23 protein-coding genes and 1 tRNA gene are annotated in these 24,514 nt (G+C 62.4%); 16 read left to right on the top strand and 8 right to left on the bottom strand.

Annotated elements, in window-relative coordinates:
• Nucleotides 1-9 precede the first annotated feature (9 nt).
• From ygfZ to ARUE_RS15650, 4 genes are all read left to right on the top strand, one after another.
• On the top strand, nt 10-1,095 hold the full coding sequence (gene ygfZ, locus ARUE_RS15665) for a CAF17-like 4Fe-4S cluster assembly/insertion protein YgfZ (RefSeq protein WP_014922402.1): 1,086 nt from the start codon (nt 10-12) through the stop codon (nt 1,093-1,095).
• On the top strand, nt 1,092-1,484 hold the full coding sequence (locus ARUE_RS15660) for an ankyrin repeat domain-containing protein (RefSeq protein WP_014922401.1): 393 nt from the start codon (nt 1,092-1,094) through the stop codon (nt 1,482-1,484). Before ygfZ ends, ARUE_RS15660 begins: the two co-directional genes overlap by 4 nt.
• Nucleotides 1,485-1,594: 110 nt before the next feature.
• Nucleotides 1,595-2,224: a PadR family transcriptional regulator gene (locus ARUE_RS15655; RefSeq protein ID WP_014922400.1), complete on the top strand. Its 630-nt coding sequence runs from the start codon at nt 1,595-1,597 to the stop codon at nt 2,222-2,224.
• Nucleotides 2,208-3,725, top strand: a complete 1,518-nt coding sequence (locus ARUE_RS15650) for a DHA2 family efflux MFS transporter permease subunit (RefSeq protein WP_043470513.1) — start codon at nt 2,208-2,210, stop codon at nt 3,723-3,725. The genes ARUE_RS15655 and ARUE_RS15650 overlap by 17 nt, the downstream gene beginning before the upstream one ends.
• Before the next feature lie 105 nt (nt 3,726-3,830).
• On the opposite strand, the gene ARUE_RS15645 is transcribed toward ARUE_RS15650, so the two are convergent.
• From ARUE_RS15645 to ARUE_RS15625, 5 genes are all read right to left on the bottom strand, one after another.
• A complete protein-coding gene (locus ARUE_RS15645; protein ID WP_014922398.1) occupies nt 3,831-4,580 on the bottom strand; it encodes a GNAT family N-acetyltransferase in 750 nt (249 codons plus the stop codon).
• A gap of 17 nt (nt 4,581-4,597) precedes the next feature.
• Nucleotides 4,598-5,623 carry an ATP-dependent 6-phosphofructokinase gene (locus tag ARUE_RS15640; RefSeq protein WP_014922397.1) on the bottom strand — a complete coding sequence of 342 codons (1,026 nt, stop codon included), beginning with the start codon at nt 5,621-5,623 and terminating at the stop codon, nt 4,598-4,600.
• A gap of 191 nt (nt 5,624-5,814) precedes the next feature.
• Nucleotides 5,815-6,063 carry a PspC domain-containing protein gene (locus ARUE_RS15635; protein WP_011775618.1) on the bottom strand — a complete coding sequence of 83 codons (249 nt, stop codon included), beginning with the start codon at nt 6,061-6,063 and terminating at the stop codon, nt 5,815-5,817.
• A gap of 49 nt (nt 6,064-6,112) precedes the next feature.
• On the bottom strand, nt 6,113-6,364 hold the full coding sequence (locus ARUE_RS25105; protein WP_286140385.1) for a hypothetical protein: 252 nt from the start codon (nt 6,362-6,364) through the stop codon (nt 6,113-6,115).
• A 154-nt stretch (nt 6,365-6,518) separates the two neighbouring features.
• Nucleotides 6,519-8,084, bottom strand: coding sequence for a PspC domain-containing protein (locus tag ARUE_RS15625; RefSeq protein ID WP_187329894.1), 1,566 nt, complete (start codon nt 8,082-8,084; stop codon nt 6,519-6,521).
• A 125-nt stretch (nt 8,085-8,209) separates the two neighbouring features.
• Between ARUE_RS15625 and ARUE_RS15620 the strand changes: the two genes are divergently transcribed.
• Together ARUE_RS15620 and ARUE_RS15615 are read left to right on the top strand one after the other, a co-directional pair.
• Nucleotides 8,210-9,769: an ATP-binding protein gene (locus ARUE_RS15620; RefSeq protein ID WP_043470510.1), complete on the top strand. Its 1,560-nt coding sequence runs from the start codon at nt 8,210-8,212 to the stop codon at nt 9,767-9,769.
• Nucleotides 9,769-10,443, top strand: a complete 675-nt coding sequence (locus ARUE_RS15615) for a LuxR C-terminal-related transcriptional regulator (RefSeq protein ID WP_011775613.1) — start codon at nt 9,769-9,771, stop codon at nt 10,441-10,443. The genes ARUE_RS15620 and ARUE_RS15615 overlap by 1 nt, the downstream gene beginning before the upstream one ends.
• 298 nt (nt 10,444-10,741) lie before the next feature.
• Here the strand turns inward: ARUE_RS15615 and ARUE_RS15610 are convergent, their stop codons facing one another.
• Nucleotides 10,742-11,971: a pyridoxal phosphate-dependent aminotransferase gene (locus tag ARUE_RS15610; protein WP_014922393.1), complete on the bottom strand. Its 1,230-nt coding sequence runs from the start codon at nt 11,969-11,971 to the stop codon at nt 10,742-10,744.
• Between the two features lie 252 nt (nt 11,972-12,223).
• On the opposite strand from ARUE_RS15610, the gene ARUE_RS15605 reads away from it, so the two are divergent.
• The 9 genes from ARUE_RS15605 (at nt 12,224) to rplL (ending at nt 18,776) form a co-directional block, all read left to right on the top strand.
• Nucleotides 12,224-12,296: transfer RNA gene (locus tag ARUE_RS15605), tRNA-Trp, on the top strand.
• Between the two features lie 80 nt (nt 12,297-12,376).
• Nucleotides 12,377-12,658, top strand: a complete 282-nt coding sequence (secE, locus tag ARUE_RS15600) for a preprotein translocase subunit SecE (protein ID WP_011775611.1) — start codon at nt 12,377-12,379, stop codon at nt 12,656-12,658.
• 114 nt (nt 12,659-12,772) lie between these two features.
• On the top strand, nt 12,773-13,645 hold the full coding sequence (gene nusG, locus ARUE_RS15595) for a transcription termination/antitermination protein NusG (RefSeq protein ID WP_043470507.1): 873 nt from the start codon (nt 12,773-12,775) through the stop codon (nt 13,643-13,645).
• Between the two features lie 130 nt (nt 13,646-13,775).
• Nucleotides 13,776-14,207 (top strand): 50S ribosomal protein L11, encoded by a 432-nt coding sequence (gene rplK, locus ARUE_RS15590; protein WP_011775609.1) that lies wholly within the window; start codon nt 13,776-13,778, stop codon nt 14,205-14,207.
• Nucleotides 14,208-14,354: 147 nt separating this feature from the next.
• Entirely contained in the window at nt 14,355-15,062 is a 708-nt protein-coding gene (rplA, locus tag ARUE_RS15585; RefSeq protein WP_011775608.1) for a 50S ribosomal protein L1, read from the top strand.
• Nucleotides 15,063-15,171: 109 nt separating this feature from the next.
• Nucleotides 15,172-16,281, top strand: coding sequence for a GNAT family N-acetyltransferase (locus ARUE_RS15580; RefSeq protein ID WP_014922392.1), 1,110 nt, complete (start codon nt 15,172-15,174; stop codon nt 16,279-16,281).
• Complete coding sequence (locus ARUE_RS15575; RefSeq protein ID WP_014922391.1) at nt 16,260-17,429, top strand: GNAT family N-acetyltransferase; 1,170 nt, start codon at nt 16,260-16,262, stop codon at nt 17,427-17,429. Before ARUE_RS15580 ends, ARUE_RS15575 begins: the two co-directional genes overlap by 22 nt.
• A gap of 299 nt (nt 17,430-17,728) precedes the next feature.
• On the top strand, nt 17,729-18,322 hold the full coding sequence (gene rplJ, locus ARUE_RS15570; protein WP_011775605.1) for a 50S ribosomal protein L10: 594 nt from the start codon (nt 17,729-17,731) through the stop codon (nt 18,320-18,322).
• A 76-nt stretch (nt 18,323-18,398) separates the two neighbouring features.
• The gene (rplL, locus tag ARUE_RS15565; protein WP_011775604.1) at nt 18,399-18,776 is read left to right on the top strand and encodes a 50S ribosomal protein L7/L12; all 378 of its coding nucleotides are present in this window, start codon (nt 18,399-18,401) and stop codon (nt 18,774-18,776) included.
• Nucleotides 18,777-18,848: 72 nt separating this feature from the next.
• Here rplL and ARUE_RS15560 read toward each other — a convergent pair whose 3' ends face one another.
• Together ARUE_RS15560 and ARUE_RS15555 are read right to left on the bottom strand one after the other, a co-directional pair.
• Nucleotides 18,849-19,343 (bottom strand): aminoacyl-tRNA deacylase, encoded by a 495-nt coding sequence (locus ARUE_RS15560; protein ID WP_014922390.1) that lies wholly within the window; start codon nt 19,341-19,343, stop codon nt 18,849-18,851.
• Complete coding sequence (locus ARUE_RS15555) at nt 19,343-20,542, bottom strand: acetyl-CoA C-acetyltransferase (protein WP_011775602.1); 1,200 nt, start codon at nt 20,540-20,542, stop codon at nt 19,343-19,345. Before ARUE_RS15555 ends, ARUE_RS15560 begins: the two co-directional genes overlap by 1 nt.
• Before the next feature lie 404 nt (nt 20,543-20,946).
• Here ARUE_RS15555 and rpoB point away from each other — a divergent pair, with 404 nt between their 5' ends.
• Nucleotides 20,947-24,453 carry a DNA-directed RNA polymerase subunit beta gene (rpoB, locus tag ARUE_RS15550; RefSeq protein ID WP_043471397.1) on the top strand — a complete coding sequence of 1,169 codons (3,507 nt, stop codon included), beginning with the start codon at nt 20,947-20,949 and terminating at the stop codon, nt 24,451-24,453.
• The last annotated feature ends 61 nt before the right edge of the window (nt 24,454-24,514 follow it).

The raw sequence follows: 24,514 nt of genomic DNA, 5'->3' as shown, positions 1-24,514 counted from the left end.
CTACTACATATGACTTACAAGAGCCCCCTGTTGTCGCGCCCCGGTGCCGTTGAAGATACCGGCCTGGATGCCGGCGTCGCGGCCCACTACGGCGAACCGCTGCGCGAGCAGCGTGCCCTGGCAACCGGTACCGCCGCCGTCGATCTTTCGCACCGTGGCGTGGTGACCGTGACTGGCCCGGACCGGCTCAGTTGGCTCAACACGCTCTCGTCCCAACAGCTCACCAACCTTCAGCCCGGTGTTGCCAGCGAACTGCTGCTGCTCAGCGTTCAGGGCCGCATCGAGTTCGACGCCCGCGTTATTGACGACGGCGGCACCACCTGGCTGATCGTGGAGACCGCCGAGGCGGAGCCGCTGGCCGAGTGGCTGAACAGGATGAAGTTCATGCTCCGCGTCGAGATCCAAGACGTCTCTGAGCAGTGGGCCGTGGTGGGTGCCACCAAGCCGTTGGCGCAGCTGGCCGGCCGCTTGGTGTGGGAGGATCCATGGCCACACGTCAGCCCCGGAGGGTATGCGTACAGCATCGTCCCCGAGGAATCGCATCCCGGCCTCGAACGCCCCTGGTACGAGTACCTTGTTCCTTCCACCGAGTTGGAACAATCCGTGGAAGGCCTCGCCTTGGCAGGTGCCATGGCAGCAGATGCTTTGCGGATTGCTGCCTGGCGGCCCCGCCTCGGGGCAGAGACTGACGAGAAGACGATTCCGCACGAACTGGACCTTTTGAGGACCTCGGTACACCTGAACAAGGGCTGCTATAAGGGCCAGGAAACCATTGCCCGTGTCCACAACCTCGGCCACCCGCCGCGGCGCCTCGTTTTCCTGCAGCTTGATGGATCACAGCACACACTGCCGGCCGTTGGCAGCGTTGTATTTGTCGGGGAGCGCAAGGTGGGTACTCTGACATCGGTGGCGCAGCACTTTGAAATGGGACCCGTTGCTTTGGCCGTGATCAAGCGGTCCGTTTCGGCGGAGGAAACCCTGACGGTGATGGACGGCGAGGAGCCTTACATCGCGGCCCAGGAAGTGATCGTCGCCCCCGACGCCGGCCAGGTTGTCGGGCGCCAGACCGGATTCCTGAAGGGACCCCACCGATGAGCCAAGCTACAGGCCCCGACGACGAAACGTTGGCCCTGGCCCACGCCTTGTTTGATGCTGCCCGCGAAGGTGACACAGAGTTGCTGCGAGGCTACTTGAACGCCGGCGCTCCTGCCACAATGACCAATGCCGCTGGCGACTCGCTGCTGATGCTGGCGGCCTATCACGGGCACGAGGAAGCCGCGCAGCTGATCCTCCATCACGGTGCTGACGTCAACGCCGCGAATGATCGCGGACAGACCCCACTCGCCGGGGCGGTCTTCAAGGGATACACCGGCGTGGCCCGGGTCCTGCTGGATGCTGGAGCGGATCCCGACGCCGGAACCCCCACCGCGCGCGAGGCTGCCGCTATGTTTGCCAGGTCAGAGATCCAAGAACTCCTGGGCTAAGCAACTAACGCGAGGAGTGCCCGGTCGCACAGCGGCCGGGCTTTCTTGCGTCTAGATATTCCACGTGGAATAGTTGTTGTGGAATATTTGATCGGAAGGGGCTGGGTGTTGTGCCTAAGGTCGCTGAATTGACTCCGCTTGGAGTCGCCTCACTGGCTCTCCTCGCAGAAGAACCCATGCATCCGTATGAGATGTACCAATTGTTGATGGCCCGTCATGAAGACCGCCTCGTCAAGGTCCGCCCCGGCACGCTCTACCATTCCGTGGGTCGACTCGAGGAAAACGGGCTTGTCGAGGCCACAGGAACGGAACGTGAAGGCAACCGTCCCGAGCGAACCACGTACCGGATCACCCCCGCCGGACACGAGGCCCTCGGCGCACGTCTCCAGGCCATGCTCTCCACTCCCGTCAACGAATACCCCGTCTTTCCGCACGCAATAGCTGAGGCTCACCACCTTCCAGCTGCAGTGGTCATGGAACTGCTGGAGGAGCGGCTGGTGGCCCTCGGCGCCGATCTCGACTTCCTGGTCCATGCGGAGGCAACCGTGACGGCCAAGGGGCTGGACCGCAAGTACTGGATCGACATCACGTACCAACAGGCAATGCGCCGAACGGAGATCGCGTGGATCCGCGATCTCCTCGAGGAGTTGGGCAATGGGCGCCTGCCCTGGGATGAACCCCTGCCAACTCCAACCGAACTTTCACACAAGCCGAAGGAATCCCTTGGAAAACGTAGCTAAGCCATGGCCCGCGCTGTGGTCACTCGTGGTGGGCTTCTTCATGATCCTCATCGACACCACCATCGTGTCGGTCGCGAACCCGCGGATCATGGAAGGGCTCAACACGGACATCAACGCCGTCATTTGGGTCACCAGCGCTTACTTGCTGGCCTACGCCGTGCCCCTGCTGATCACGGGCAGGCTGGGTGACCGCTTTGGCCCCAAGAACCTGTACCTGATCGGTCTGGTCGTCTTTACGCTCGCTTCGCTGTGGTGCGGACTCTCCGGCGACGTCACCATGTTGATCGCTGCCCGCGCCGTTCAAGGCCTGGGTGCCGCCATGATGACTCCCCAAACAATGGCCGTCATCACGCGCATTTTCCCGCCGGACCGCCGTGGTGCAGCCATGGGGCTGTGGGGCGCCACAGCTGGCATGGCCGTGCTGATTGGACCGATCCTCGGCGGCTTGCTGGTGGACAGCCTTGGCTGGGAGTGGATCTTCTTCGTCAACGTCCCCATCGGGATCGTGGCCTTCATCCTGGTGACGCGTTTCGTACCGAAACTGACCACGCATAGCCACACGTTCGACGTCGTGGGCGTGGTGCTTTCCGCCGTCGGCATGTTCCTGCTGGTCTTTGGCATCCAAGAGGGCCAGACGTACAAGTGGGGGACCGTCACGGGGGTCGTTTCCGTGTGGGGTTTGATCATCACGGGGCTCGTGGTTCTGGTGCTGTTCGTCGTCTGGCAGTGGCTTCTTGAACGCCGTGGCGGGGAGCCCTTGCTGCCGCTTGGCCTGTTCAAGGACCGTAATTTCTCCCTGGGCAACACCACCATCATGGCCGTTGGGTTCACGGTGACCGCCTTCCCGCTGCCCACTATTTTCTACTACCAGACGGTGCGGGGCTTGACACCTACACAGTCCGCTTTGCTGATGATCCCCATGGCCGTTATTTCGGGTGCGCTTGCCCCGTTCGTGGGTAAGCTCATTGACCGCGCCAACCCGCGTTGGTTCGCATCCTTCGGCCTCGTCTGCCTGGCCGGGGCATTGTTCTGGACGGCATCGCTCCTGGGGCCGGACACTCCCATCTGGATGTTCCTGCTGCCCAGCGCCCTGCAGGGTGTTGCCAACGCTTTCATCTGGGGGCCGGTGTCCAATGCGACCACCCGCAACCTGGAACCACGCCAGGCAGGGGCCGGTTCCGGCGTTTTCAACACCACACGCCAGATCGGTGCTGTGTTGGGCTCGGCGGCCATCGCTGCCCTCATTCAGTCGCGACTCGCGGCAGAGCTGCCTGCGGCTCCCGCCGGTGCTCCCGTAGGCGAAGCCTCCATGAACGGCGTACTGCCGGAGGCGCTCCATGCAGGATTCTCGACGGCGATGAGCCAGTCCATCTTGTTGCCCGCCTGTGCGATTCTGCTGGGTGCCGTGGTGGCGTTGTTCTTTGGCAAGCCCAAGTCGGTGCAGGGTTGGGGCGGGAAAGTCACTGGAGAACCGGCCGTGCCGGAAACTGTCCGGAAGTAGCGTTTGTTCGGTGTCAGGACCAGCCCATTTTTGGGCTGGTCCTGCCAGGATTTAGAGAAGGACGAGCCCTCTACCGGACCAAAGCTGGGCCGGTTCGGTTCTTAGTCAGCCCAGGAGTACGCTCGCGTGGAGCCCGCCCGTGGCAAAGCCCAGGCTGCGGGCCATCGCGAGCGCCCCGGTGTTGCTGACGTCGGCCTTCCACTGGAGGGTCAGCCCGGATGCCAGGGCCTCGTGCGCGGCGATGGACGCGGCCAGCGTGCCCAGGCCCCGCCGTCGCCACGGAGGGGCAACCAGGACGCCCATGTTGGCCAGGATGCCTTCCCATTCGGAATAGGCGCCGCAGGCCACGGGCGTGGGCTGTTCCTCTTCGGGGTGCATGATGGTGAATCGATGTTCGAGCCCTTGGAGGCCAACTTCATTGACGTCATCCGGAGGGCACAAGCCTTCCAGCGTGATCGCTTCGGGGTTGCCTGGCGAAACCGTGAGTTCTTCGGAGGGCTGCTGGAGCGGCAGATCGTCTGCGAAGAATAAGGCGGAGGATCCAAGCCCGTGTCCGCCGTGGGACCGCGTGATGGTCAACAGCGTCACATGCTGGGCGAGCTCCGTATCGGGGATGGACGCCGCAGCTTCCAAGGCCCACTGTGGCCCCACGAGCGCAGAGACGCCGAAGAGACGCAGGAAAACCAAGGCCCGCGCAGAATCATCCACACGGGTAATGCGGCTGCCCAGCTCGCCCGGGTCCGCCGCGGAAGTGGTGAGCCTGGCGGCAGCGGTGGCGAAAGCGTCGTCGTCGAGCCCCAAACGTCGAGCCCACGCCAGCTGGATAATGGCAGCAGACGTGGGCTCTAGAGTCATGGATTCAGCCTAGCCGACTAGCCGAAGAGCACAGACGCTTCGTCGTAGCGGTGTTGCGGCACTGTCTTGAGCTTGCCGAGCGCTTCCTCGAAGCCCACGTGGGAGATGTCCGTACCCTTCAGTGCCACCATGGTGCCCCAGCGGCCTTCCACTACGGAATCGATGGCAGCCATGCCCAGGCGCGTCGCCAAAACGCGATCGTAGGCGGTGGGGACGCCACCACGTTGGATATGGCCGAGGATCGTGGCCCGTGTTTCGATGCCCGTGCGCGCCTCAATCTCGGGTGCCAGCTGATCGGCGATGCCGCCAAGGCGGGGACGGCCGAAGGTATCCAGGCCGCGCTCGGAGTGCGGGGACTCCATGTGGTCCGGAACAAAGCCTTCAGCAACCACCACAAGCGGCGCACGGCCACGGTCGTGGGCTTCCTGGACCCATTCGGTGATCTGCTCGATGCTTGCCTTCTGTTCCGGGATGAGGATGGCGTGGGCGCCCGCTGCCATGCCGGCGTGCAAGGCGATCCAGCCGACGTGGCGGCCCATGACTTCGGCGATCATGCAGCGGTGATGGGATTCGCCGGTGGTGCGGAGCCGGTCGATGGCCTCAGTTGCGATCTGCACGGCGGTATCGAAACCGAAGGTGTAGTCGGTGGCGTCGAGGTCGTTGTCCACGGTCTTGGGGACACCAACAATCTTCAGGCCCGCGTCGGTGAGGCGCTTGGCTGCTGCCAGCGTTCCCTCGCCTCCAATTGCAATGATGGCGTCAATGCCCAGGCGTTCCATGTGCGCCTTGATGACGTCCGGGCCACCGCCGTTTTCGAAGGGGTTGGTGCGGGAGGTGCCCAGAATGGTGCCACCCTGCTTGGCAATACCGCGGACCATGGTGCGGGGGATGTCGATGACATCACCTTCAACCACACCACGCCAGCCGTCGCGGAAGCCCACAAACTCCTGGCCGTGGATGGCAATACCCTTGAGGACTGATCCCCGGATCACTGCGTTGAGGCCGGGGCAGTCGCCACCGCTGGTAAGAATGCCAATTTTCATGTTTGCTCACTCATGGCTTGGAGGAATACGTGCAGAGCGCCACGCTGAGCTCCCAATGATTGTAGACGCGCATGTGGGGTGGGACACAAACGGTTACTTTTGCCCACGACCGTGCGGTATTGGAAACCTGGCTGAAAACAACCAAACGCCCCGCCGGCCGGCGGGGCGTTTCGGCTCGCTGTCTCCAGTAATTACCGGGAACGTTGGCTGATGAAGGACTCGAGAGCGATCTTGTTGTTCTGGTCCGGCAGGATGAGCCAGCCGAGGATGTAGGCCACGAATGCGGGGCCAGGCAGCAGGCAGAAGAGCAGGAAAGCGACTCGGACGTACGCCACGTCTACCTTGAGCTTTGCTGCGATTCCTCCGCAGACGCCGCCGATCCAGCGTTGCGGACCACGCTTCAGGCCGAAGCCCCTGACGATGCTGAAGAACTTGTCCATGGCTACACCCTTCCCTGTTGCGGTTGCTTTGTCACGTTGTTGCTTCCACTCACTTCGCCGGGCTCTTTGGTGTGCCGGAACCCTTGCGGGCTGAGAGGAGTCCACCGACCACCAGGGCTGCGCCCGCGCCGATCATCAGGCCGATCAGTACATAGGTACCGTTCAGCGTGACCCAGCCGAGTGTCGAGATAACAATCAGGGCTGCGAGGGCGATCACAATCAACCCCCACACCACTGTGCTGATTCGCGCCTGCCGGGGTTCGTCGTCGTCCGTGTGTTCCACCTTGAAGCTGGGTTCCAGCGGCGGCGTGAGCGGGATCTGCTGGAGTCCCGGCTTCGGCAGGGCCTCATTGGGACGGGTTTCCCGGGGCAGGGCCTCAGTGGGGCGCGTTTGCTTGGAGACCGGCTCGGTTGGCTGCGCTTCGCGGGCCTTGCCTGGCTCATTGGTGTTCATGTCAGTTTCCTTCCTGGATGGTCACGTTGCTGAACGTGCCGTCAATTTCCACCACGAGGTTGGCTCCGGGCTTTTCGGTGTTGTACAGCGTCCTGTCATCCTGGAGCCGGCCGCCACGATCCGTGCCGCGCTCGTTCAGGTTGCCGAACGTCATGTCCGCCCTGACTTCCACGGGGACGTCGTCGGGAATGACCACCGTGACGTTGCTGGCGGTGGCGTCAACCGGAATCAGGACTTCGGACACCAGGGGCGGGGTCATGGTGATGTCGCTCAAGTCCACCAAGCCCTTTGCGCCGGTGATATCGATGCCTTCCTGTGCCTGCGCCACGCTGGTGGGGGCCCAGTTCACATCACGGAAGGTGAAGCGGTCGCCGTTCCTGGGGACCACGTTGAAGATTCCACCAATGATCAGGGCAACCACAGCCAGGAAGCCAAGGAACCCAGACGTCCGCCCACGCAGCCCCGCGACGAGGATGCCCAAACCCAGGACGGCGGCACCTGTGGCCCACACGACAGCGTTGCCAGAGTTGCCCAGCTCAATGACGTTACCGGCATCGAGGGCTTTCAAGGTGCCCCCGGCAAGGAGCGCTGCACCGGCTGAGACTGACACGATCGCAGCTCCCGGGCCTTTGCGCGTCGGGGCAGCGGGCTTGGGCTGCCAGCCGCCTGGGGGAGTGGGACCGTACGGCGGACGCGGGCCGGAGGGTGGGGTGGGGCCGGTGCCGGAACCGTACCCGCCGGTGGGGGCGTACGAGCCGCCGGCTGACGGTGCTGCCCCGTAATGTGGCTTGGTGCCTTGCTGGCCTGCGCCGTAGACAGGTACACCGGTGTTGGACGTTGCCGTGCTCCCGTAGGTGGCAGGGGCCCCATAGGACGTGGGCGTCCCGTAAGCTGCTGTGCCGCCGGGCGCGGAGTAGTTTTGCGGGCCCACAGGCGCAGTTCCCTTCGAAGCTTTGTTGCGTTGGACCAGGAAGTAGATGAGGTAGAAGACGCCGCCCATCCAGAACAGTGTCCAGAACAGGCCGGGGAGTCCGTCCCAGCCCCAGCCCCAGAAACCGCGGCCCAGGCTCGGCAATCCGATGATGGTGGTGATCAACGCACCCGTCATGCCCCCGGACCAGCGGCCCGCGGCGGCTTCCTGCACATGGATACGGCCGTCAGGCTCGGGCAGGAGCGCCCAGGCCACGCCGTACAGCAGCACGCCAACACCTGCAAAGAGTGCCAGGACAATGAAGATGCCCCGCACAATCAGGGGGTCGATGCCGAACCGGTGGGCCACACCGCTTGCGACGCCGCCGATCCAACGGTCCGGCCCCCGGCGCACGCCCTGGTTGCGGATCCAGTCGAAGAAGTTCTGCTGGGACGCTTGGGGAGCACTGCCGGCTGGCGGGTAGCTGCCGCTGGTACCTGTTCCCGACGGGGCGCCGGATTCTCCAGGTGTCCCCGAAGGCGCCCCGGACGTGGCACCCGAGGCGCCGGTGGAAGCGCCGGTGTTGGCGCTGGAGCCGGATGCGCCGGCGGTGCCAGGCGTTCCGGGTTCCTCTGGGTTCATGCTGTTCGCGTTCATACTTCGATCCTGCCGCCCGGACCACCCTGCCCTCTACTGGGGGATACCCTGAGTGATCCCTGAGCGACCCCCGAACAACGCCGGTTTTCGGTCCGGGGCACCCTGATCCGTGTTTGGATTGGTACATGACAACCGCTGTACAACGCCCCACGCTGGTCCGCAGCAGCGACCGCATGATCGCGGGCGTTTGCAGCGGTTTGGCTGATCATTTGGGCTGGCCGGTCAAGTTGGTCCGCCTTGGCATGATCCTTGCCTGTTTCGCCGGTGGAGCAGGCGTGGCCTTCTACGCGTGGCTGTGGACAATGGTTCCCACCGCGGATGAGAACGCCAAGCGCAATGCCCGTCGGCCGGCGTCGCCCATTGCTCCTGCGGTGAGCCTGCCGCCTGCGTCCGTCCCTACCGCTGGCTCTCCTGCGGCGCCAACAGCTTACGACGCCGGAGCCTGGCCTGCGGTGGCCGGCGCACCTCCGGTGTTGGGCTCAGTGGTGGGCGTGGATTCTGCTCCGGCGAGTGATTCCATCCGGGGAAACGGTTCAGTCGCCGGTAGCGGTCCTATCCTCACTGCAGGCGCCGTGCCTGCCGCCGAACCTTCCGTCTTTGGCAGCGCCTCATCCTCGTGGGACTGGGCTGGATCCCGAGATCGGGATGGCAACGGCAGTGGAAGTACATTGTCGTCCTGGTTCTCGTTCCGCAAGATCCAGTACGGTAAGGAAATCTTGCTCGGAGCGGCACTGCTCCTGGTGGGGGCAATCCTGATCGCCCGCCAGTTCGGCGTCGACGTCCCTCTGGGCACGCTCATTCCGGCCGCCGCCATCCTGGGTGGCGCAGCGATTGCCTGGATGCAGCTCGATGAGACCCGGCGAGCAGGCTTGGTGGACAAGACGAAGGCCGACCAAGCAGGTGGATGGACGCGCCTGGCAGCCGGCTTGGCCCTGGTGGTGGCCGGCGTCTTGGTGATGGTGTCCGGTTCGGGATCATGGGAGCAGACCTGGCTGGCATTGCTGGCCTCCGTTGCTGTCCTGGGCGGAGTTGCCTTGGTGCTGCTCCCGTGGGGGCTGAAGTTCTGGAAGGACCTCGAAGCCGAACGGGCCGGCAGGGTCCGTGAAACGGAGCGTGCGGAGATCGCTGCCCACTTGCACGACTCCGTACTTCAAACCTTGGCGCTCATTCAACGCAGGGCGGGTTCCGAGCAGGACGTGATCCGGCTTGCGAGGGCCCAAGAACGTGAACTCCGGACCTGGCTGTTCAGTGATCCCGCCAAGGAGTCCGGGCTCCTGGCAGACCGGATCAAGGCTGTCGCCGCCGAAGTGGAAGACTCCCATGGGCACGCCGTGGAGGTTGTCACGGTCGGAGACACTGAGATGACGGACCGGCACGAGGCCCTGGTCCAAGCAGCCAGGGAAGCCATGCTCAATGCCGCCCGACATGGCGGCGGAACGGTATCCGTCTATCTGGAGAGCACCGCCGGTAGTACAGAGATCTTCATCAAGGACCGCGGCCCGGGGTTCGACCCTGATGCTGTCCCGGATGACAGGCTGGGCGTGAAGGAGTCAATCATCGGCCGCATGAAGCGGCACGGGGGCACGGCGGTCATCAACAGCAGCAGCGACGGAACGGAAGTCCGCTTGGCCCTTCCGTCAGTCAGTGTGGACGCCCACGAACAGCGGAATGGAGAAGCGAAGTAATGAACAATAGCCCTGAGAGTGGTTCCGGACGCAGGGTACGTGTGGTCATCGTGGACGACCACACCATCTTCCGCTCAGGATTGAAGGCGGACCTCGACGAACGCATCAACGTTGTGGGCGAAGCCGGAACCGTGGAACAGGCCATCGCCGTCATAGCCGAGAGCCGCCCCGAAGTGGTTCTCCTGGACGTTCACCTTCCGGGCGGACTGGGCGGTGGCGGCCGTGAAGTCATCGCCGGCTCCGCCGCACTGCTTGCCACCACCAGCTTCCTGGCCCTGAGTGTGTCCGACGCCGCTGAGGACGTGGTCTCGGTTATCCGTGCCGGCGCACGTGGATACGTCACCAAGACGATTTCCGGCAAGGAGATTTCCGACGCCGTCATCCGGGTGGCCGATGGCGACGCCGTCTTCTCGCCGCGACTGGCAGGTTTCGTGCTGGACGCTTTCGGGACCGCTCCCGCTGACATCGCTGACGATGAACTGGACAAGCTCTCCGCCCGCGAACTGGAAGTCATGCGTCTCATCGCCCGGGGTTACAGCTACAAGGAGGTGGCCAAAGAGCTGTTCATCTCCATCAAGACGGTGGAAACGCACGTGTCGGCAGTTCTGAGGAAGCTCCAGCTTTCCAGCCGACACGAACTCACCAAGTGGGCTGCGGAGCGCCGCCTCCTCTAACGCTCTCTCACATCCCGCGGGCTTGGGCTGGGCGCTCTCTCACATCCCGCGATGGCATGCGGTCCGCCATCACCTACTTTGGATCCCTGCTACCCCAACACGCCGTGGGGTGGGCGAGCTGTGGGTCTTGGTGTGGCCGAAGTGGGTGGTAGCGGCACACGTCGGAGCCGCAACCAGAGGTGGAGCTTCCTGACCTTCTGTGGAAACAGATCAGCCCTTGGGCAACCTGTTGCGGTTGCCCAAGGGCTGAATCAGCATCAAAGAGGGTCAGGAAGCCACGCTCCGGACCGAAGGAAAGCTACTTGGCCTTGCCCAGGAATTCCTGCATCCGGCGGACACCCTCGGCGAGGTCTTCGTCGCCGAGCGCGTAGGACAGGCGCACGTAGCCTGACGGGCCGAACGCCTCGCCCGGGACCACGGCAACTTCAACTTCGTCGAGGATGAGCGTGGCAAGTTCAGCGGAAGTTTCCGGGCGGACGGGACCGTTGGAGGTCTCGAATTCCTTACCCAGCAGGCCGCGGACGTCCGCGTAGACGTAGAAGGCACCGGTCGGCGTCGGGCAGTCAACGCCTTCGATCGCGTTCAGGCCGGCAACAATGGCCTTGCGGCGGCGGTCGAAGGCAACCTTCATCTCGTCGACGGCGGTCAGCGGACCTGTGAGGGCTGCTGCGGCTGCGATCTGCATAATGTTGGAGACGTTGGACGTCGCGTGCGACTGCAGGTTGGTGGCGGCCTTGATGACGTCGGCAGGGCCGATCATCCATCCCACTCGCCAGCCGGTCATGGCGTAGGTCTTGGCAACGCCGTTGAGGATGACAACTTTGTCGCCCAATTCCGGTGCAGCAGTGGCGATGGACGTGAACTCAACACCGTCGTACGTGAGGTGCTCGTAGATCTCGTCGGTGACAACCCAGAGTCCCTTGGACGCTGCCCACTTGCCGATCTCCGCAACCTGTTCCGGGCTGTAGACGGCGCCGGTGGGGTTGGACGGGGAGACGAACAGCAGGATCTTGGTCTTGTCCGTCAGTGCGGCCTCAAGCTGCTCGATGGTTACCAGGTAGCCCTGCTCCGGTCCGGCGAAGACCTCAACGGGCACCCCGCCGGCGAGCCGGATGGCTTCCGGGTAGGTGGTCCAGAAGGGGGTGGGAATGATGACTTCGTCGCCCGGATCCACCAGCGTTGCGAAGGTGTTGTAGACGGCCTGCTTGCCGCCGTTGGTCACCAGGACCTGGGAAGGGTCAACCTGGTAGCCGGAGTCCCGCAGGGTCTTCTCGGCGATGGCCTTCTTCAGCTCGGGGAGCCCACCTGCGGGGGAGTAGCGGTGGTACTTCGGCTGGCTGGCTGCCTCAATGGCGGCCTGGACGATGTAGTCCGGGGTGGGGAAGTCGGGCTCGCCGGCACCAAAACCGATCACGGGACGTCCCGCGGCCTTCAGTGCCTTGGCCTTGGCGTCAACGGCAAGGGTGGCGGACTCTGCAATGGCGGAGATTCGCTGTGAAATGCGGGCGGTAGTTGTTCCGGCAGACATCTATGTACCGTTCTTCGCAGGCAGCTCGTGGGCTGGATGATGGGATTCGACGTAAACTACCTTATGCTGTTCTGCGGAGCTCCCGGGTGCCTGCAGAACTTTGTGACTGATAATGCTGGTCACAGGCTTTTAGGGCTGGGAGGTCCGGAATCGGGCCGGTTCGACTATCGCGAATTTCTTGCGTAGACTGGTTCACCGGTGTTGAAAAGCACCACAGGCTGAAGTGCGGCCTGAAACATGGATTCGATCCATAGGGTAGTGGCGCAATTGGTAGCGCAGCGGTCTCCAAAACCGCAGGTTGCAGGTTCGAGTCCTGTCTGCCCTGCGCAAGCTGTTCCGGCGGAAACGCCGGGGCACGCGCAGCAACCATGGCTCTGATCAGAGTCGGGTCAACGACTTTGCAAGGTGAGTGAGGACCAGGTGACCGAAACAGCTGCCAGCAGCTCGAAGGGCCGTCCCGCCAAGAAAGCCGATCGCGGCTTCTTCGCCCGTATTGCACTTTTCGTCCGCCAGGTCATTGGTGAACTGAAGAAGGTCGTTGCGCCCACCCGCAAGGAACTGATCAATTACACGCTCGTGGTGCTGGTGTTCGTGGCCATCATGATGCTCATCGTCAGCCTGCTGGACATCGCCTTCGGGACGGGAGCCAGTTGGGTCTTCGGTGGCACAGGGGCTGTGGACCAATAAGCGGATCTGTCCGCAAACTGTGTGAAATTCTTTGATACTTCAGGGATTTTGCGGGGTTTGCGGAATTGAGCCATTTAAATAGGCATGTTAGGCAATGAGGAAGCAGGAGACCAAGTGTCTGAGCAGGAGCTCGAGGTAAACGAGACTGAGCTGGGCGGAACCGCCGAGGACTCAGCCGACGCCACGGCAATTGTCGTGGAAGAGTCCGAGGTTGATTCTGCTGCGCCCGAATCTGCCGACACCGACGATTCCGAAGAGGACTTCGAAGCTGACGTAGACGCCGAGTCCGATGACGCGTCCGACGCCGACGACGCTTCCGACGAAGCAGACGCTTCGGAGGAGTCCGACGGCGACGACCTGGCAGTTGCTGCTGCTGCAGCGCCGGCCGATCCGGCTGAAGAATTCAAGGGCAAGCTGCGCCGCCAGGAAGGTGACTGGTACGTCATCCACTCCTACGCCGGTTACGAGAACCGCGTGAAGGCTAACCTCGAGACCCGCATCCAGACCCTGGACATGGAAGATTACATCTTCGAGATCCAGGTGCCCATGGAAGAGGTCGTCGAGATCAAGAACGCGCAGCGCAAGGTCATCAACCGCGTCCGCATTCCCGGCTACGTCCTTGTCCGCATGGACCTGACGGACGCCTCCTGGGGCGCGGTCCGCCACACGCCGGGTGTCACCGGCTTTGTGGGCAACGCTCACAACCCCGTCCCGCTGCGGCTTGATGAGGTCTTCTCCATGCTCGCCCCGGTCTTCGAAGAAGAGCAGGCAGAGCAGGGCAAGCCCGTCAACAAGCAGAACCAGGCTCCCGTGGCCGTCGACTTCGAGGTCGGCGAGTCGGTCATCGTCAAGGAAGGTCCGTTCGAGACCCTCCCGGCTACGATCTCCGAGATCAAGCCCGAGTCCCAGACCCTTGTGGTTCTGGTCTCGATCTTCGAGCGCGAAACCCCGGTGACGCTCGCATTCAACCAGGTCACCAAGATCTAGCTGATTCCAAAATTTCGCTCCAGTCCTGCCTGCTTAGCAGTTCGGGAGCGGCCGGCCGCCTCGCCATGGCGGCCACCAACCTGGGACGCGCTCCTGTGTCCCAGGAAGCTATTGAGAGAAGGACCCTACATTGGCTCCCAAGAAGAAGGTCACCGGCCTCATCAAGCTGCAGATCCAGGCAGGTGCCGCTAACCCGGCTCCGCCGATCGGTCCTGCGCTTGGCCAGCACGGTGTCAACATCATGGAATTCTGCAAGGCGTACAACGCTGCAACGGAATCCCAGCGCGGAAACGTTATCCCGGTTGAAATCACGGTTTACGAAGACCGTTCCTTCACCTTCATCACCAAGACCCCGCCGGCCGCAGAGCTCATCAAGAAGGCTGCAGGCGTCGCCAAGGGTTCGGCTACCCCGCACACCGTCAAGGTTGCCAAGCTGACCCAGGCACAGGTCGAGGAAATTGCTTCCACCAAGATGGAAGACCTCAACGCCAACGACATCAAGGCAGCTGCTTTGATCATCGCAGGCACCGCCCGCTCCATGGGCATCACCGTAGAAGGCTAGTAACCTTCGAGGGCCCTTGTGGCCTTCACCCGCCGGGCAACCGGCATCTGAAACATTGAAATGTCGCAGGATCCTTGCCGGATCCGCGGCTTGTGGCAGGGCCCAGCGCGGTCCGCAGACCACAACTGCACAAGGAGAAATAGCAGCATGGCAAAGCGCAGCAAAGCATATGAGGCAGCCGTAGCCAAGATCGAGGCAGACAAGGTCTACGCCCCGATCGAGGCCATCACCCTCGCGAAGGACACCAATCCTTCCAAGTTCGACGCAACCGTTGAGGTCGCTTTCCGCCTGGGCGTTGACCCGCGTAAGGCTGACCAGATGGTTCGTGGCACCGTCAACCTGCCTCACGGCACCGGTAAGACCGCCCGCGTCCTCGTTTTCGCAACGGGCGACAAGGCTGAAGCAGCAATCGCTGCCGGCGCCGACTTCGTTGGTTCCGATGACCTGATCGAAAAGATCGCAGCCGGCTGGACCGACTTCGACGCCGCAGTGGCAACCCCTGACCTCATGGGCAAGGTTGGCCGTCTGGGTAAGGTCCTCGGCCCGCGTAACCTGATGCCGAACCCGAAGACCGGCACGGTTACCCCGGACGTCACTAAGGCTGTCAACGACATCAAGGGCGGCAAGATCGACTTCCGCGTCGACAAGCACTCGAACCTGCACTTCATCATCGGCAAGGTGTCCTTCGACGTCAACAAGCTGGCTGAGAACTACGCAGCTGCACTGGAAGAGGTGCTTCGTTTGAAGCCGTCCGCTTCCAAGGGCCGCTACATTCAGAAGGCTACCGTTGCCACCACGTTCGGTCCGGGCATCACCGTTGACCCGAACGTCACCAAGGTTCTCGTCGACGCGTAAGCTTCGCGAGCTCTTGCTCTGATAAAGGACCGTCCGGCTTTTGCCGGGCGGTCCTTTTTCTTTGCCTTTTCCCTGTTCAGCGCCGAAGGAGCGCCGTAGGCTGTGGTGCGTGTCGTCGTCGAACTCTTCCGCAAACGGCAGGTTGTCCGTGGACAGAATCCCGGTCCCCTCAAATCCTGACGCCGAGGGGGCACCCGAGTTCCTCTCCTTCCACGAGCTCGATGTCGCCCACCACCTGGAACTGTGGGGGGACCTGGACCGTTGCTCCACACTGGCCGAAGCTGTCCTCTTCTGGCAGGGCAATGACTACGAAGAACGGCACGTGTTCCTGGCGCGCCTCGACGGAGTGGTGGTGGGCCGCGGCACGCTGACGTTACCGCTGAGCGAAAACACGACGACGGCGGGTGTGGACGTCCTGGTGGACTCCGCCTATCGTCGGCGGGGCTTTGGGTCGAAGATCCTCGCTGTGCTGGAAGAACAGGCCCGGGAGCGGGATCGCGTGTCCTTTGATGCGTTTTGCTCTGAGCCAATCAGGCTCCTCGTCCCGGGTGCCGGGTTGTTGGAGGCAAAGTCCGGTACTGGCGGCGTCCCGCTGGATACGGCCTCCACGGCTTTCGCCTTGCACCACGGCTATTCCCTGGAGCAGGTGGAAACCAACAGCACGCGGCCCCTTCCGGTCGAGGAAGAGCTCCTGCGGGAGCTGGAAGAGCAGGCAACAACGCGGGCAGCCGGCTACAGCGTGATCGGCTGGAAGGATCGCTGCCCGGATGACCTAGTGGACATGTTCGCCAGGCTAAAAAGCGTCATGAGCACTGAGGTGCCTATCGCAGGCCTGGGCTGGGAGGGCGAGGAATGGGATGCCAACCGCGTCCGTCTTGAGGAATCCACCTGGCTGGCAGGCGGGGTTGCTTTCACTGCGGCTGTTGCTCGACATGACGCTACGGGGGAGCTGGCGGCCTACACCGTCCTCACCCACCGCGAAGCCACCCCGGGCATGGTCTACCAGGAGGACACGTTGGTTGCTCCCGGGCACCGCGGTCATCGCCTTGGCATGCTGGTCAAGATTGCCAATCTTCGCCGTGTTCAGAAGTTGTGGCCGGCCGCCACGTCGGTGATGACGTGGAACGCCAATGAAAACCGGCATATGCTGGCCATAAATATCGCCCTAGGATTCAAGCCTTCCGGCTTTGACGGCGAATGGCAGAAACGGCTGGAATGACTGTAGACGAGGCGAAGACCGTTCACATCGAGCAGCTGTGGGTGCCTGACACCCTGGACAGCCCCGACGCCGCTGATTTCCTGGACGCCGTTGAAGTGGGGCGCCGGGTACGCATGGAGACCTGGGGGAGCGACGACCTCGCCTACACGCCCTTGGAAAAGCTGTTGGAGTTATCCGACCCCTATGAGCGCCAAGTTCTTCTGGTGGCAAAAGTAGAGGGCGTCATTGTGGGCACGGTGGACATTGCCTTGCCATTGGCGGATAACCTTGACCTGGCTGAGTTCACCTTGGACATCCTTCCCGAGTTCCAGGGGCAAGGAGTCGGCCGTCAGTTGCTGGAGGCCGCGGAGCAGCTCGCGCGGGCAGAGGGACGAACCATGGCCTTGGTGGATACCAACCATCCGGCAACGTCGCTCACTGAGATACCCGAGGATCAGTTGATTCCGGGGAGCGGCGCTGGTTTTGTTCCTGTGAGCAGCAGGGAGGTGGACTTCGCCAAGCGGGCCGGATACACCCTTCAGCACATCGAACAGTTCAGCTCATGCGTCTTGCCCCTGGATTCCAAGCTTGTGGGAGACCTGCAGCTCGAAGCCGAAGAAGCCAATGGGGGCAGGTACACGCTGCACCACTGGACGGACCGTTGCCCCGAGCCCTGGCTGGAAGCCGTGGCCGCGCTGGAAAACGCCGCTGGTGAGGTAGTCCGTGACGAAGGGGACGAAGACGCGCCTGAAGTTGAAGCGAGCGGAATGGTTTTCGACGCAACCGTACTCCGCGAAACTGAGGACGCAGCCTTGGCGCAGGGTCGGCGCACGGTGGTGACCGCCGTCGAGCATGTTGAGAGCGGGCGGCTGGTGGGCCTGACAACCATCAGTGTCCTTGCACACCGCCAGGACGTGGTTTTTCAGGACGATACGCTGGTCCTGCAGGAGCACCGGGGTAACAAGCTCGGCTTGTTGATCAAGGTTGCCAACATGGAACGGCTGAGTGAGCAGTTCCCGGACGCCCGGGTCATCTATACCTGGAACGCCCCCGAGAACAGGTACCTCCTGACCGTGAACAAGCAGCTGGGATTCACCACTGCGGGTGTCACCGGACTGTGGCAGAAGGAACTTCCGGGCAGGTTGTCGGGCGCCACGTCATCCGACTAGGCAGGGGCCGATTTGGTTTGCCGAACACTCTCCCGTAACCTTGAAGTACCAAAGACCGTCGGTTGATGGGAATCCACTCTTTCGAGCACAGCTCAATTCTGTAGCTGCGCCCCTGAGGCAAAAGTGAATTCCTTGACGAAGGACCCTGAACATAGGGCGGCCGGCGCAGGTGAACGAAGCAAGTCTCCGCGGATCAAACTGTGTTGAGCCAAGCCCCGTGCATCTGCGCGGGGCGTTTTTTAGTTTTAGCTCTCGAGCGGGGACCCGGAAGACCGGCTTTATTCCCCGGAAGGAGGGTTATGACAACGCCTAGCAAGATCTCCGCAGTTGCAGAGATCACCAACGATTTCAAGGAATCGAACGCGGCTGTCCTGACCGAATACCGCGGGCTCACTGTTGCACAGCTCAAGGAACTGCGTGTTGCGCTCGGCCAGGACACCAAGTTCTCGGTCGTCAAGAACACCCTGAGTGCCATTGCAGCCAAGGAAGCTGGAGTTGAAGCATTCAACGATCAGCTCGCCGGCCCTACTGCAATCGCCTTCATCAAGGGTGACGCTGTTGCTGCTGCCAAGAGCCTGACGGACTTTGCCAAGGCCAACAAGCAGCTGGTTATCAAGACCGGCGTCTTCGAAGGCAAGGCATTGGACGCAGCAGGAGTTGCCGCACTGGCAGCCCTCGAGTCCCGCGAGCTGCAGCTTGCACGTGTTGCTGGTGTCCTCAAGGCTCCCGCATCCGCTGCTGCACGCATCATCGACGCTCTGCGCCTCAAGCTTGAAGAAGAGGGCGGCGCATCTGCACCGGCCGCTGAAGAAGCCCCGGCCGCTGAAGAGGCTGCTGCTGAAGAGGTTGCGGCTCCGGCCGAAGCCGCTGAAGCTGCAACCGAAGAGAACTAAGTTCTCCCCTCAATCAAACTCTGGTGCATGGACAGGCTTAGCCCGGATCTGCACCAACTAATGGAAGGACGCCACCATGGCGAAGCTCAGCAACGAAGAGCTCATTGAAGCTTTCAAGGAACTGACCATCATCGAGCTCTCCGAGTTCGTCAAGCTCTTCGAAGAGACCTTCGAAGTTACGGCTGCTGCTGTTGCAGTTGCTGGCCCCGCTGCCGGCGGTGCTGCTGAAGCTGCTGAAGAGAAGACCGAATTCGACGTCGTTCTCGAAGCTGCTGGCGACAAGAAGATCGCAGTGATCAAGGAAGTTCGCGCCATCACCTCCCTCGGCCTCAAGGAAGCCAAGGACCTGGTTGACAGCGCACCGAAGGCTGTTCTCGAAGGCGCCACCAAGGAAGCTGCCGAGAAGGCAAAGGCTCAGCTCGAAGAAGCTGGCGCAACGGTTACCCTCAAGTAACTCGTCTTGCTTGTGGAAGCCCCGTCCGGTTCGCCGGGCGGGGCTTCCTGCGTTTAAGCACTCAATTGCTACTTAGTTGGGTTCGCTGATGTCTGCGACTACCGCGCCCAGGGCAGCCGTGAGTGCGTCCGCGTCCACGAAAGCACTCCGGCCGTGCGCTCCGGCGCCCATGGAGATGCGACGCCCGGTAATGGTGGCGTCGGCGTACACAGGCCAGGGCGTGGTGCTGCCCAGCGGAGTGATGGTCCCGCGCTCGTAGCCGGTGGCGGCCAAGGCCACGTCGGCATGGGGGAGTGAGAGCTTATTGACGCCCACCAGGGCTCGCAGCTTGGGCCAGGAGATCTGCCGGTCCCCCGGAATGAGCGCAAATAGGAAGCTGCCATCGCGGTGCTTGACTACCAATGACTTCACGATGTCCGCGGGGCTGATGCCCAGGATGCCGGCAGCCTCTTCCAGGCTGCGGGCAGCCGGGCGCTCGACGACGTCAACATCCAGCCCGCGCGCGGCGGCGTCGGACAAGAAGCGTTCGGCACCGTCCATCCCGGGTGCGACCGATTCGTCAGCCATCAGTCGCGGTACAGGAGGAGGGCTTCACCCTGGCCTCCGCCTCCGCACAGCGAGACAGCCGCTTTTCCGGTTCCCCGGCGTTTGAGCTCGTGGGCCGCGTGGAGTGCAAGCCGTGCTCCGGATGCTCCGATGGGGTGGCCCAAGGCAATGGCGCCGCCATGAATGTTGCACTTCTCCAAGGGGTAACGGAGGTCCTTGAGCGACTGGACGGCCACAGAACCGAAAGCCTCATTGATTTCGATGAAATCCAGGTCCTCTGCCGTCCAGCCGGCACGCTTCAACGCCTGGGCGATGGCGTTCGACGGCTGGGAGTGCAGCGAATTGTCAGGTCCTGCAACCTGCCCGGGCTTGCCTACAACGGCAAGGTAGTCCAGCCCGTTGTCCTTGGCGAAGCGGCGACTGGTCAGCACCAGTGCGGAGGCGCCGTCGGACAGGGGAGAAGAGTTCCCGGCAGTAATGGTGCCGTCGGTGGCGAAGGCAGCCTTCAGTGGAGCCAGCGTCTCAACGGTGGTGTTGGGCCTAACGCCTTCATCCGTGGTGAGTACCAGGGGATCGCCCTTGCGCTGCTTGACGCGTACCGGCGCGATTTCGACGTCGAAAGTTCCGTCCGCGATGGCGGCAGCGGCGCGCTGGTGCGAGGCCGCCGCGACTTCGTCCTGGGCCTTGCGGTCGATGCCGAGCGTGACGTTCTTCGTTTCCGTGGACAAGCCCATGGACTGTCCATCAAAAGCATCGGTGAGGCCGTCATGCGCAGCGACGTCCAAAGCCTGGATGGCTCCGTACGTCCATCCCTGCCGGGATCCGGGGAGCAGGTGCGGTGCGCGGGTCATGGATTCCTGGCCCCCGGCAACAACCACGGTGGCGTCGCCGCTGCGGATCATGCGCGCGGCATCAATGACAGCCGTGAGGCCGGACAGGCACACTTTGTTGATGGTGACGGCAGGGATGTTCCAGCCAACACCCGCGGCGATGGCGCTCTGCCGAGCCGGATTCTGACCCGCACCTGCCTGAAGGACCTGGCCCATGATCACAGCGTCCACCTGTTCGGCTTTGACCCCACTGGCTGCCAGGGCGGCGGTTATGGCGTGTGCGCCAAGGTCGACGGCGGTGAATCCCGCTAATTGCCCGTTGAGCCGCCCCTGCGGGGTACGGGAAGCAGCAAGGATGACAACGTCATTGTCGTCAGCGGAGTTGGTCATGGTCTCTCTTCCGATCCGGGAGTGGTGTAGCAAGGTTATCGCGGAGCGCGCGCCAGCCTACCTCTTCAACAATTGTGCCCTTCTCCACATTCCTTGGCGGATCTGCCCGGCATTGGTGCCTGCAGCAACGGTGCTTGCAATCACGGACGATCTGGGGTAGACAGAAAGGCTGCTTTGCCGTATCGTAGATATTTGCGTCTTCCCTGTTAACCTTCAGCCTTCATATAGCGGTGGGCTTTACCTCTCAGCTGCGTCATTGACGTGCCGTTCCGAAACGTGCACTGTCATAAGCGGACTGGGTCCGGGTCATATAGCGGAACCGGAACAAGTATTCTGCGGAGCACTCTGCGGGATGCAAACGGGGGAGATCTGAAAACGCCTGAAGGTCTGTGGAAGGATCCCTCTTGGTCGCCTCGAGCACCTCTAATAACGAAACCGCTAACACGGCAAGCACCGATGGTGCCACCCGCCGCCTCTCATTCGCAAAGATTCACGAACCGCTTGACGTTCCGAATCTTCTCGCCCTGCAGACAGACAGCTTTGACTGGCTGGTCGGAAACGAACGCTGGCAGGCGCGGGTAGCGAAGGCTGTCGAGGAGGGCGACCTCAGCGTCGCCACTACCTCCGGACTTGCCGACATCTTCGAAGAGATCTCCCCAATCGAGGATTTCCAGGGCACCATGTCCCTGAGCTTCTCCGAGCCGGAGTTCGCTGACCCGAAGTACACCATGGCCGAATGCAAAGACCGTGACGCCACTTACTCGGCCCCGCTTTATGTCAAGGCCGAGTTCATGAACAACAACACGGGCGAAATCAAGCAGCAGACCGTGTTCATGGGCGACTTCCCCCTCATGACTGAAAAGGGAACGTTCGTCGTCAACGGCACCGAGCGCGTCGTTGTCTCCCAGCTGGTCCGTTCACCGGGCGCCTACTTTGAGCGCACCGCTGACAAGACCAGTGACAAGGACATCTTCACCGCGAAGATCATCCCGTCCCGTGGTGCATGGTTTGAACTCGAAATCGACAAGCGCGACCAGGTCGGCGTACGCCTCGACCGCAAGCGCAAGCAGTCGGTCACCGTTCTCCTGAAGGCCCTCGGCTGGACCGAAGGCCAGATCCTGGAAGAGTTCGGCCAGTACGACTCCATGCGTGCAACGCTGGAGAAGGACGCCACCGAAACCCGCGAAGACGCGCTTTTGGATATCTACCGCAAGCTGCGTCCGGGCGAGCCGCCCACAGTTGAGGCTGCCCAGTCCCTGCTGGACAACCTGTACTTCAACGCCAAGCGCTACGATCTTGCCAAGGTTGGCCGTTACAAGATCAACCGCAAGCTCGGCATCGACCGCTCCCTTGGTGACAAGGAAGCTTCGGTCCTGCACGTTGAAGACATCGTTGCCATGATCAAGTTCCTCGTTGCGCTTCACGCCGGCGAGAAGACCCTCATGGGCAAGCGCGACGGCGAAGACCACGAGCTCCGCGTCGACGTCGACGACATCGACCACTTCGGCAACCGTCGCATCCGCGCCGTGGGCGAACTGATCGAAAACCAGGTCCGCACAGGTCTTTCCCGCATGGAACGCGTCGTCCGCGAACGCATGACCACGCAGGATGTCGAGGCCATCACGCCGCAGACACTGATCAACATCCGTCCCGTTGTGGCAGCCATCAAGGAGTTCTTCGGAACGTCCCAGCTGTCGCAGTTCATGGACCAGAACAACCCGCTGTCGGGTCTGACCCACAAGCGCCGCCTGTCGGCACTTGGCCCGGGTGGTCTGTCCCGTGACCGTGCAGGCATGGAAGTTCGAGACGTTCACCCGTCCCACTACGGACGTATGTGCCCCATCGAAACCCCTGAAGGCCCGAACATTGGTCTGATCGGTTCGCTGGCATCTTACGGCCGCATCAACCCGTTCGGCTTCATCGAGACGCCGTACCGCCTGGTTTCCGAGGGCGTCGTTTCCGATGAGGTCCAGTACCTCACTGCTGACGACGAAGCAGAGGTCCTGATCGCACAGGCCAACGCTCCCCTGGATGCTGACAAGAAGTTCTCCGAAGAGACCGTCCTTGTCCGTGCCCGTGGTGGTGGAGGCGAGCCCGTTCTGGTTCCCGCCGCAGACGTTCAGTTCATGGACGTTTCCCCGCGCCAGATGGTGTCCGTGGCAACGGCCCTGATCCCGTTCCTTGAGCATGACGATGCCAACCGTGCACTCATGGGTGCCAACATGCAGCGCCAGGCCGTGCCGCTGGTCCGTTCCGAGGCTCCTTTCGTGGGCACCGGCATGGAGCGCGCAGCAGCCGTCGACGCCGGTGACGTTGTCATCGCGAAGAAGGCAGGTGTGGTCACCGAGGTTTCCGCCGAGCTCGTTGTCATGATCAACGACGACGGTACTGAGACCAACTACCGCATCAACAAGTTCGCCCGCTCCAACCAGGGCAACTGCTACAACCACCGTGTCCTGGTCAACGAAGGCCAGCGCCTGGAAGTTGGCGGCATCATCGCTGATGGTCCCGCAACGGACCAGGGTGAGCTCGCCCTCGGTAAGAACCTGCTCGTGGCATTCATGTCATGGGAAGGCCACAACTTCGAGGACGCCATCATCCTCTCCCAGCGCATTGTTGCTGAGGATGTCCTTTCCTCCATTCACATCGAGGAGCACGAAATTGATGCCCGCGACACCAAGCTTGGTGCCGAGGAAATCACTCGTGACATCCCCAACGTGTCCGAGGAAGTCCTTGCAGGCCTGGACGAGCGCGGCATCATCCACATCGGTGCCGAGGTTGAAGCCGGCGACATCCTGGTCGGAAAGGTCACCCCTAAGGGTGAAACCGAACTGACCCCGGAAGAGCGCCTTCTCCGCGCCATCTTCGGTGAGAAGTCCCGCGAAGTCCGCGACACCTCCTTGAAGGTGCCCCACGGCGAATCCGGTACGGTCATCGGCGTGCGCGTCTTCGACCGCGACAACGACGACGAGCTGCCCCCGGGCGTGAACCAGCTGGTCCGCGTCTACGTTGCAGCCAAGCGTAAGATCACCGACGGCGACAAGCTCGCCGGCCGTCACGGCAACAAGGGTGTTATCTCCAAGATCCTTCCGATCGAGGACATGCCCTTCCTTGCAGACGGTACCCCGGTGGACATCGTCCTGAACCCGCTTGGTGTTCCGGGTCGAATGAACGTTGGACAGGTTCTGGAAACCCACCTCGGTTGGGTTGCCAAGACCGGTTGGAAGATCGAAGGCGAGCCGGAGTGGGTCAAGAACCTCCCGAACCTGCCCCGTGAAACCGGCCAGACCACCGTTGCCACACCGGTGTTCGATGGCGCCCGCGAAGAAGAAATCACGGGCCTGCTTGACTCCACCAACGTGACCCGCGATGGCGACCGCCTGATTGACTCCTCCGGCAAGACCCGTCTGTTCGACGGCCGCTCCGGCGAGCCGTTCCCGGACCCGATCTCCGTCGGTTACATGTACATCCTGAAGCTCCACCACTTGGTGGACGACAAGATCCACGCGCGCTCCACCGGCCCGTACTCCATGATCACGCAGCAGCCGCTGGGTGGTAAGGCTCAGTTCGGTGGCCAGCGCTTCGGTGAAATGGAAGTGTGGGCGCTCGAAGCTTACGGTGCCGCTTACACCCTTCAGGAACTCCTCACGATCAAGTCGGATGACATCCATGGTCGTGTGAAGGTCTACGAAGCCATCGTCAAGGGCGAGAACATCCCTGAGCCTGGCGTTCCCGAGTCCTTCAAGGTCTTGATCAAGGAAATGCAGTCGTTGTGCCTGAACGTGGAAGTTCTTTCCACTGACGGAACCACGATCGAAATGCGTGACTCTGATGACGCAGTCTTCACGGCTGCGGAAGAACTGGGCATCGATCTGTCTCGTGCAGAGCCCAGTTCCGTAGAAGAGGTCTAGCAGCTGTTCCGGCGGACAGCCTCAACAACTGTCCGTCGGAACAACTCCCTCTTCCCGTAAC

This window comes from Arthrobacter sp. Rue61a, assembly GCF_000294695.2.
GTDB classification, from domain to species: Bacteria; Actinomycetota; Actinomycetes; order Actinomycetales; family Micrococcaceae; genus Arthrobacter; species Arthrobacter aurescens_A.
The sequence above is the reverse complement of the archived record's forward strand: the minus strand, read 5'-3'. Positions and strand labels throughout refer to the sequence as shown.

Excerpts from the sequence above, each read along its gene's own strand:
- ygfZ (WP_014922402.1), top strand. The coding sequence starts at position 10 with ATGACTTACAAGAGCCCCCTGTTGTCGCGCCCCGGTGCCGTTGAAGAT.
- ARUE_RS15660 (WP_014922401.1), top strand. The coding sequence starts at position 1,092 with ATGAGCCAAGCTACAGGCCCCGACGACGAAACGTTGGCCCTGGCCCAC.
- ARUE_RS15645 (WP_014922398.1), bottom strand. The coding sequence starts at position 4,580 with ATGACTCTAGAGCCCACGTCTGCTGCCATTATCCAGCTGGCGTGGGCT.
- ARUE_RS15640 (WP_014922397.1), bottom strand. The coding sequence starts at position 5,623 with ATGAAAATTGGCATTCTTACCAGCGGTGGCGACTGCCCCGGCCTCAAC.
- ARUE_RS15635 (WP_011775618.1), bottom strand. The coding sequence starts at position 6,063 with ATGGACAAGTTCTTCAGCATCGTCAGGGGCTTCGGCCTGAAGCGTGGT.
- ARUE_RS15625 (WP_187329894.1), bottom strand. The coding sequence starts at position 8,084 with ATGAACGCGAACAGCATGAACCCAGAGGAACCCGGAACGCCTGGCACC.
- ARUE_RS15620 (WP_043470510.1), top strand. The coding sequence starts at position 8,210 with ATGACAACCGCTGTACAACGCCCCACGCTGGTCCGCAGCAGCGACCGC.
- ARUE_RS15615 (WP_011775613.1), top strand. The coding sequence starts at position 9,769 with ATGAACAATAGCCCTGAGAGTGGTTCCGGACGCAGGGTACGTGTGGTC.
- ARUE_RS15610 (WP_014922393.1), bottom strand. The coding sequence starts at position 11,971 with ATGTCTGCCGGAACAACTACCGCCCGCATTTCACAGCGAATCTCCGCC.
- rplA (WP_011775608.1), top strand. The coding sequence starts at position 14,355 with ATGGCAAAGCGCAGCAAAGCATATGAGGCAGCCGTAGCCAAGATCGAG.
- ARUE_RS15575 (WP_014922391.1), top strand. The coding sequence starts at position 16,260 with ATGGCAGAAACGGCTGGAATGACTGTAGACGAGGCGAAGACCGTTCAC.
- rplJ (WP_011775605.1), top strand. The coding sequence starts at position 17,729 with ATGACAACGCCTAGCAAGATCTCCGCAGTTGCAGAGATCACCAACGAT.
- rplL (WP_011775604.1), top strand. The coding sequence starts at position 18,399 with ATGGCGAAGCTCAGCAACGAAGAGCTCATTGAAGCTTTCAAGGAACTG.
- ARUE_RS15560 (WP_014922390.1), bottom strand. The coding sequence starts at position 19,343 with ATGGCTGACGAATCGGTCGCACCCGGGATGGACGGTGCCGAACGCTTC.
- ARUE_RS15555 (WP_011775602.1), bottom strand. The coding sequence starts at position 20,542 with ATGACCAACTCCGCTGACGACAATGACGTTGTCATCCTTGCTGCTTCC.